This window comes from Streptomyces sp. NPDC057654 (assembly GCF_042800135.1).
Taxonomy (GTDB): Bacteria; Actinomycetota; Actinomycetes; order Streptomycetales; family Streptomycetaceae; genus Streptomyces.
On the sequence record NZ_JBHVHQ010001061.1, the window covers coordinates 1 to 2,624 of the forward strand.

The 2,624-nt window shown below is 72.6% G+C and carries 3 protein-coding genes; 1 reads left to right on the top strand and 2 read right to left on the bottom strand.

Annotated features, from left to right (window positions below):
* The coding region (locus ACFU99_RS40360) for a glutaminase (RefSeq protein WP_384402769.1) at positions 1-564 on the bottom strand (564 nt) is incomplete at its 3' end.
* Positions 565-748: 184 nt separating this feature from the next.
* Between ACFU99_RS40360 and ACFU99_RS40365 the strand changes: the two genes are divergently transcribed.
* Positions 749-1,339, top strand: a complete 591-nt coding sequence (locus ACFU99_RS40365; RefSeq protein WP_384402772.1) for an N-acetylmuramoyl-L-alanine amidase — start codon at positions 749-751, stop codon at positions 1,337-1,339.
* Here ACFU99_RS40365 and ACFU99_RS40370 read toward each other — a convergent pair.
* Positions 1,332-2,624: sensor histidine kinase (locus ACFU99_RS40370; RefSeq protein WP_384402775.1), on the bottom strand; the 1,293-nt coding region annotated here is incomplete at its 5' end. The genes ACFU99_RS40365 and ACFU99_RS40370 overlap by 8 nt on opposite strands.

Here is a 2,624-nt window from a genome sequence, read left to right on the forward strand (position 1 = left end):
GTAGTGGTCCAGGACGGTGGGGACGTCGTTGTCGAGGTTGCCGTAGCTCGCCATGAAGTGGGCGAGGGCGGCGTTGCGGTCGCCGTTCTCGCCCTCGGAGGCGGCGACCTCCAGGTCGAAGCCGACGCCGCGGTTGCCGCTCTCGGCGCGCATCAGCTCCAGCGTGGCGGCCCCGGCGTCGCCGGTCAGCGTCTGGAGGCGGTCGGTGACAACGAGGGCGCCGGCGTTGATGAAGGGGTTACGGGGGATGCCGTTCTCATATTCGAGTTGCACCAGCGAGTTGAAGGGATTTCCGGACGGTTCCGTGCCGACCCGTTCCCAGATCATGTCGCCGCCCTCGGCGAGGACGAGGGCGAGGCTGAACGCCTTGGAGATGGACTGCACGGAGAACGGCGTCTTCCAGTCCCCGACGCCGTAGACACCCCCGTCGACGTCGGCGACCGCTATCCCGAAGGAGTTCGCGTCCACACAGGCGAGCGCCGGAATGTACCGGGCGACCTGGCCGCGTCCGACCAGCGGCCGCACGAACGCGGCGACCTCTTCGAGTACGGCCTCGTAATCCACTGGCCCGAGCTTCCTGTCCTACGGCGTCTGCGTACTGATCCCACACTGGTCCACCACTGATCCAACCGCGGCCGGATCGGCTCGCACGATATCCGAACGCCTGGCCCACCTGCGAACTTTCCGGTACAAGCAGGTCATACGGGCGTACGCGACCGGCGTCCGCCCCACCGGGAAGGAGGCGGCCATGGCCCCACCCATGTCCGCGAGCGAATTCATCGACGCCCTCAGGGACGAGGGCATCACCGTCGTGGAGGTCGGAGACTGGCGCACGCACAACCGCAACGCCCACGGCGACTGGGGACCGGTCAATGGCGTGGTCATCCACCACACGGTCACCAAGGGCACCCAGCAGACCGTGGACCTCTGCCGCAAGGGCCACTCCACCCTGCCGGGGCCGCTGTGCCACGGCGTCATCGCCAAGGACGGCACCGTCCACCTGGTCGGCTACGGCCGCGCCAACCACGCCGGGCGCGGTGACGACGACGTCCTGCGCGCCGTCATCGCCGAGAAACGCCTGCCCCCCGCCAACGAGGCCAACACCGACGGCAATGTCCACTTCTACGGCTTCGAGTGCGAGAACCTCGGCGACGGCGAGGACCCCTGGCCCGAGGCCCAGCTCGCCGCCATCGCCAAGGCCGCCGCCGCCGTCTGCCGCCACCACGGCTGGACCGAACGCTCCGTCATCGGCCACCTCGAATGGCAGCCCGGAAAGATAGACCCCAAGGGCTTCACCATGGACTCCCTCCGCGACCGCGTCCAAGACCTCCTCAAATAGCGGGGCGGGCGCCCCCCGCGCCGCTTCCCGTGGTCGCCCCGTCCTCGGCGGGGTGCTCGGGCGGCAGCCGCAGGGTGAAGACGGTCCCCTGGCCCACGGCGCTGCGGACATCGACCGTGCCGCCGTGGGCCTCCGCGAGCTTGCGGACGATGGCGAGGCCGAGGCCACTGCCCCCGGTCCGCCGTGAGCGGGACTTCTCCGCGCGCCAGAAGCGGTCGAAGACGTGCGGCAGGTCCTCGGCGGGGATGCCCGTGCCGGAGTCGGCGACCTCGATGACGCTGTCCCCGGCGGGCCCGGGGCGGCAGGTGACGCGCACGGCGCCGCCCGGCGGTGTGTGCCGTACCGCGTTGGACACCAGGTTGCCGACGGCCTGGCGCAGCCGGACCGGGTCGGCGGTCAGGCGGTGGCCGGGCGGCACGTCCGTGGTGACGGTGACGCCCGCGGCCTCGGCGCGTGCCCGGTGGGCGGCGGCGACCTGGCCGAGGAGGTCGGCCGCCCCGACCGGCTCGGGGTGCACGCGCAGCTCCCCGGCGTCGGCGGCGGCCAGGTCCTGAAGGTCGTCGATGACGTGCTGGAGCAGCACGGCCTCCTCGTGCAGGGAGGCGATGAACTCGCCGTCGGGCGCGGCCACCCCGTCCTGCGCGGCCTCCAGCCAGCCGCGGATGTTGGACAGCGGGGTGCGCAGTTCATGGGCGACGTCGCCGACCATCGCGCGGCGCTGTCCGGCGAGGCGGGCGCGCTGCTCGGACATCTCGTTGAAGGCGGCGGCGAGCCGCCCGATCTCGTCGTCTCCGCGTACCCGCACCACCGCCCGCGCGTCGTCGTCCCCGTCGCGCATCCGCTGGGCGGCGCCGGTGAGCGCGCGCAGGGGCCGTACCAGCCGGGTCGCGGCGAGCACGGAGACGCCGACGGTGAGCGCGAGGACGAGGGCGGCGGCGCCCGCGATCCGCGCGGTGCTGCCCGGCGAGAGCGTGAAGCCCCGCGCGGCGGTCCCCTCCGACCGGGGCGAGGCGAGGATGAGCCGGGCGGGCGGGGCGACGTACGTCTGTAGCTGCTTCTGCCGGGCCTGGGTCAGACAGGCCGGGACGCGCGCCTCCAGGGCGGCGCTCGCTGTGCGCGGCACGTGCCAGGTGAAGTCCGGATTGGCGTGGATGCCCGTAGCGGGCCCGATGCCCAGGCAGTCGGCCAGCAGGTGGTCGAGAGTCTTGAGCGCCTTGGCCTCGGTCGGCGTCGGCAGCCGTGGGCACGGACAGGCGGACGCGGTCGGTGGTGAGGACGAACGGCT

Coding starts and splice junctions, on each gene's coding strand:
- ACFU99_RS40365 (WP_384402772.1), top strand. CDS start 749: ATGGCCCCACCCATGTCCGCGAGCGAATTCATCGACGCCCTCAGGGAC.